This is a genomic window from Pseudovibrio sp. POLY-S9 (assembly GCF_001431305.1).
Classification (GTDB): domain Bacteria; phylum Pseudomonadota; class Alphaproteobacteria; order Rhizobiales; family Stappiaceae; genus Pseudovibrio.
In genome coordinates, this window is sequence record NZ_LCWX01000191.1 from 23,256 (window position 1) to 28,557 (window position 5,302).

Below are 5,302 nucleotides of genomic sequence, written 5' to 3' on the forward strand. Positions count from 1 at the left end.
GGTGAAATGGAACTCTGCCTGCAGAGCAAGCTTTTGCGTTTCCTTCAGACTGGCTCCATTCAACGGGTTGGAGAGCATAAACCACGCTCGCTGGATCTGCGCGTTATTTGCGCAACCAACAGAGACCCGAAAACAGAAATCACTGCAGGTCGCTTCCGTGAAGACCTGTTCTATCGTCTCCACGTGCTGCCGATCCGTCTGCCAGCTCTTCGTGAGCGTCGTGAAGATATACCCTCCCTCGCTCAAACATTCCTGAAGAAGTATGCCGCAGAAGAAAATCGCAGATTTCAGCGTTTTTCGACCTATGCGGAGGCTCTTTTATTGCAGCACAGCTGGCCGGGTAACGTGCGCGAACTGGAGAATGTCATTCGCCAGCTTGTGGTCATGAATGACGGTGATGAAGTCACTGAACTCATGCTCTCTCCTTTGCTGCGTGACCAGGCTGTTCCTGTTCTTTCCGAGATTGCCTTCAGCGCAAGCGAACCGATGCCTTCCATGGGGCGGTCAATCGAACCGCTGTGGTTTCAGGAAAAGCAGATTATCGAGACCACGCTTGAAACTTTTGACGGCAACATTGCTCTTGCAGCTGCCGCCTTGGAAATCAGCCCCTCGACCATCTACCGGAAGAAGCAATCCTGGGCTGAACGAGCTGGTGCCTGATCAATTGCGTGGTAATTGCTTAACCATCGCATGAGGAATGTCTTCGTGACGCATATCTAAGCTGCCTCAACAAATGGGGCAGTATTGTCTCCCTTAGATTTAAGAGCTATACCACCGCCAAGAATCAGGTGAGTGCCGCAGATATTGTGTTCTGCTGGCTCTAGGGGGCTAACAATGCCATTTACAGTGAGAGGGATGTCAGCTTACGCAAAAGCTGCAGCCTGTTCTATTTTTGCGGTTGCTTTGTTGGGTAGCGCTGCATCTGCTGAAGACAAGAGTGCGCCGAGCGCTGGCTTTAAAGCTGCTCAGGACGCCTACACCATTGCCTGGCAGCAGCAGCCACTCGCTTTTACGGCAGCAAAATTCATCGCACTACCAGCTGAGAGTTATGGGGCTTACACGCCTCTGGAGACGACAGAGTTCCAGAGCGGTGATCCATTGACCGTTTATGCTGAGCCTGTTGGCTTCTCTTACAAAGAGATGGGCAGCACATATGCGATTGATCTGAGTGTTGACTTTGAACTGCGCAACACCACTGGTCAGGTGCTTGCTTCTCAGGACGGGTTTACCGCCTTGCACTCGGCAAGCTTCAACCAAATCCGCGAGTATCAGACATCTTTGAGCTTCAACCTTAAAGGGCTGCAAGCTGGAGACTATGTGCTGAAGGTGCAGTTTAACGACGAGAACTCGGAAAAGTCCGGCAGCTTTGAGCTTCCGTTTTCCATGAAGGACGCGCCTCTTCAGAATTAGAGCATGTTGCGTTCATATGCATTCACGCACCAAGCTCTAACTCTTTAATTTTGCGCGTATTCTTATCCAAAAACCGGAACCACTTTTCGGGAACACGCTCTAAGACCTGAAAGCTTCCTGTTAAAGTTCAAAAGCTGGCTTTAATCTTAAAGCCGGCTTTTCTTTTGCGCTGATTCCGGAAATTCCCGTGCAGGCAGCACAGACAGTCCATTCGTCTAGGATGAGTTGAGACTGTTCCCAAATTGCCCCCAATTTCTCGCAGTATTCCTATATTTTTTGCGCTCCAAAATATTTTTTTGCTGCTCTCTCCTTGACTATACCAGAGGGTGAAACTACATCATTTCACGGTTGTTAGCACTCTGCCTTTGGGAGTGCTAATCACTGTGGGCCCGCAAGGTTTCACCCACTCTCAAAGTTTTTAACCTTCGCGTCCGGGCGTTGCCTAAAAGGGGCGCTCGCGTATGAGAGGAAGAGCCAATTATGAAGTTTCGTCCGCTACACGACCGTGTTGTCGTTCGCCGCATTGAGTCTGAAGAAAAAACAGCTGGTGGCATCATCATTCCTGACACTGCAAAAGAAAAGCCACAGGAAGGCGAAGTTATCGCTGTTGGCGCTGGCGCACGTAAGGACAACGGTGAGCTGATCGCTATCGACGTTAAAGCTGGTGACCGTGTTCTGTTCGGCAAATGGTCCGGTACTGAAGTTAAGATCGACGGCGAAGACCTGCTGATCATGAAGGAATCCGACATCATGGGTATCCTGGCTTAATTCCAAGCCATTGTTGAGACCCTACGATCCCTTCTCTTATTCAAGAATTAAGTGAGACAAAACCATGGCTGCTAAAGAAGTCAAATTCGGCTCCGATGCCCGCGATAAGATGCTTAAAGGCGTCGACATCCTTGCAAACGCTGTAAAAGTTACCCTCGGCCCTAAAGGTCGTAACGTTGTTCTGGATAAAGCATTCGGCGCACCACGCATCACCAAAGACGGTGTTTCTGTTGCGAAGGAAATCGAACTTGAAGACAAGTTCGAAAACATGGGCGCACAGATGGTGCGTGAAGTTGCTTCCAAAACCAACGACATTGCTGGTGACGGTACAACAACTGCGACAGTTCTGGCGCAGGCTATCGTTAAAGAAGGTGCAAAGTTCGTTGCTGCTGGCATGAACCCAATGGACCTGAAGCGCGGCGTTGACATGGCAACTGCTGCTGCTGTTGCAGACCTGACTTCCCGTTCCAAGTCTATCTCTTCTACTGACGAAGTTGCACAGGTTGGCACTATCTCCGCTAACGGTGACACTCAGATCGGTGAAGACATTGCTGAAGCAATGCAGCGCGTTGGCAACGAAGGTGTTATCACCGTTGAAGAAGCTAAGTCTCTTGAGACAGAGCTTGAAGTTGTTGAAGGTATGCAGTTCGACCGCGGTTACCTTTCTCCATACTTCGTCACCAACGCTGAGAAGATGATTGCAGACCTGGAAAAGCCACTCATTCTCCTGCACGAGAAAAAGCTTTCCAACCTGCAGCCAATGCTTCCAATCCTTGAAAGCGCTGTTCAGTCTTCCCGCCCACTCATCATCATCGCTGAAGATGTTGAAGGTGAAGCACTGGCAACTCTCGTAGTGAACAAACTGCGTGGTGGCCTGAAGATTGCTGCTGTTAAAGCTCCTGGCTTCGGTGACCGTCGTAAAGCAATGCTTGAAGACATCGCTATCCTGACCGGTGGTACCGTGATCTCCGACGATCTCGGCATCAAGCTGGAAAACGTGACTGTTGACATGCTCGGCACTGCTGACAAAGTGAACATCACCAAGGAAACCACCACCATTGTTGATGGTGCTGGCGAAAAAGCTGACATCGAAGCACGCGTTTCCCAGATCAAAGCTCAGATCGAAGAAACTTCTTCTGACTACGACCGCGAAAAGCTGCAGGAACGTCTTGCTAAGCTTGCTGGCGGTGTTGCAGTTATCCGCGTTGGTGGTGCAACTGAAGTAGAAGTTAAAGAGAAAAAAGACCGCATCGACGATGCCCTGAACGCAACACGCGCTGCTGTTGAAGAAGGTATCGTACCAGGTGGTGGTTGTGCTCTTCTTCGTGCAAAAGCTGCTGTTGAGAAAGTATCTTCCGAGAACGTTGACATTGAAGCTGGTATCAAGATCGTTCTGCGCGCTCTTGAAGCTCCACTTCGCCAGATCGCTGAAAACTCCGGCGTTGAAGGTTCCATCGTTGCTGGCAAGATCCAGGACAACATTGCTGACGAAACCTTCGGCTTCAATGCCCAGACCGAAGAATACGTCAACATGATTGAAGCTGGCATCATCGATCCAACCAAGGTTGTTCGTACAGCTCTTCAGGACGCAGCATCTGTTGCAGGCCTGCTGATCACTACCGAAGCAATGGTAGCTGAACTGCCTAAGAAAGACGCTGGCCCAGCAATGCCTCCTATGGACGGCGGCATGGGCGGCATGGGCGGCATGGGCTTCTAAGCCAAGCCAACCAACGCTTAAACGAATTAGGGCATCCTTCGGGGTGCCCTTTTTTGCATTGTCACAAACAGCTTCAGCTAGGAAAAAACAACTCATGAGTGAACTAAAACAAAAACATCATGATATTTGGCAAGCAGTCAAAGACCAGATGTCTGACACTAAACTGCCGATTAAACTGAGAAATAATGTTCCTGACGGAAGTTACTACGACATCAAATTTGGCATACCGAACGCCTATCTGAGTCTCCATTACCTGGATGAAGAAAACTGCGCGAAAGTTATGATCAACTTTCGGAATGAGCCCGGCGAGGCCTACTTCAAAGAACTGCTACGCCAAAAAGAACATGTAGAGACAGAGATCGGTGCATCACTTGATTGGGACCCTGCTGAACATGCTCGATATTGCAGCATCGTGTTATGGAAGAGAGATGTTGATCTTGGCACCAACACGACAATGCCAGAGCTTGCGGACTGGTATGTAACCTGGCTCGGAAACTTCCATATGGCACTCTTCCCGCTGCTCTCTGCCATTCCCAAATAGCAATCGAAATGAAAGCACCTGAAATGGTGCTCTTATTTTTTGCATTAGGCTTCAATTTGCTCGAGTTTTAAACTCTCACCCTGATCTACCAATCTGCTTTGGCTGATAATCGGAGAAATTTCCTATGAAAAATCGTGTGGCGATGGTCTTTGGTGCAACTGGGCTGATTGGTTCTGAGGTGGTTCGGCTGCTGCTTGCCAGTGAGGCGTATGACGAGGTTCATGCAGTTGTGCGCAAAGATCCAGCGATTGAAGATGATAAGCTTCGTTTGCATCTGACCGATTTCAGCGATTTTTCCAGCCTTCAACTGCCAATGAACGTGACGGATGTGTTCTGCTGTCTGGGGACCACGCTGAAGGCAGCCGGCTCAAAAGAAGCGTTTTACGCGATTGACTTCCAGCTTGCCTACGACCTTACACGGTTGGCACGTGAAGCAGGTGCTGAGCAGTTTCTCATGGTTTCTTCGATTGGTGCAGCAGCGGGCAGTTCCAACTCCTATCTGAAGGTCAAAGGGGAGCTTGAAGAGGCGGTTCGTGGGTTGTCTTATGCTTGCACAAAAGTGTTCCGACCGTCTTTGTTGCTTGGTGAGCGTCAGGAACAACGCTTTGCTGAGGGGCTTGCCGCGTCGGTGCTGCCACGGCTTTCGTTTCTCTTTAAAGGCCCTTTGCGCAAATATCGTCCAATTGAGGGGGCAGCAGTTGCACGCGCACTTGTTGCCGGTGCACTTGAAGGCGGGAATGGTTTCAGCATTCTGCAAGGCGACGAGATTGCCAAGAGGGCTGGCTGAGCAGAATCTTATCCCCCTCGCCCAAATCACCCGCCATACTAATCCTATGTCCACGTACACGGGCAGCTGGCGGAGCGAC

General features: G+C 50.1%; 6 protein-coding genes. All 6 read left to right on the top strand.

From position 1 onward, the window contains the following. Positions 1–660 (top strand): sigma 54-interacting transcriptional regulator (locus tag PPL9_RS33490; protein WP_208989474.1); only part of this gene is annotated, 660 nt, incomplete at its 5' end. A gap of 174 nt (positions 661–834) precedes the next feature. Then, positions 835–1,410 carry a hypothetical protein gene (locus PPL9_RS18490; protein ID WP_057464067.1) on the top strand — a complete coding sequence of 192 codons (576 nt, stop codon included), beginning with the start codon at positions 835–837 and terminating at the stop codon, positions 1,408–1,410. A 480-nt stretch (positions 1,411–1,890) separates the two neighbouring features. Further along, positions 1,891–2,178 carry a co-chaperone GroES gene (gene groES / locus PPL9_RS18495; protein ID WP_057464068.1) on the top strand — a complete coding sequence of 96 codons (288 nt, stop codon included), beginning with the start codon at positions 1,891–1,893 and terminating at the stop codon, positions 2,176–2,178. A 64-nt stretch (positions 2,179–2,242) separates the two neighbouring features. Next, entirely contained in the window at positions 2,243–3,895 is a 1,653-nt protein-coding gene (groL, locus tag PPL9_RS18500) for a chaperonin GroEL (protein WP_057464069.1), read from the top strand. 94 nt (positions 3,896–3,989) lie between these two features. Beyond that, positions 3,990–4,436: a DUF4268 domain-containing protein gene (locus PPL9_RS18505; protein WP_057464070.1), complete on the top strand. Its 447-nt coding sequence runs from the start codon at positions 3,990–3,992 to the stop codon at positions 4,434–4,436. 124 nt (positions 4,437–4,560) lie between these two features. Next, positions 4,561–5,223 (top strand): NAD-dependent epimerase/dehydratase family protein, encoded by a 663-nt coding sequence (locus PPL9_RS18510; protein ID WP_057464071.1) that lies wholly within the window; start codon positions 4,561–4,563, stop codon positions 5,221–5,223. Positions 5,224–5,302 lie beyond the last annotated feature (79 nt).

Bases quoted from the DNA above. Each gene is read 5' to 3' on its own strand.
- PPL9_RS18490 (WP_057464067.1), top strand. From the start codon at position 835: ATGCCATTTACAGTGAGAGGGATGTCAGCTTACGCAAAAGCTGCAGCC.
- groES (WP_057464068.1), top strand. From the start codon at position 1,891: ATGAAGTTTCGTCCGCTACACGACCGTGTTGTCGTTCGCCGCATTGAG.
- groL (WP_057464069.1), top strand. From the start codon at position 2,243: ATGGCTGCTAAAGAAGTCAAATTCGGCTCCGATGCCCGCGATAAGATG.
- PPL9_RS18505 (WP_057464070.1), top strand. From the start codon at position 3,990: ATGAGTGAACTAAAACAAAAACATCATGATATTTGGCAAGCAGTCAAA.
- PPL9_RS18510 (WP_057464071.1), top strand. From the start codon at position 4,561: ATGAAAAATCGTGTGGCGATGGTCTTTGGTGCAACTGGGCTGATTGGT.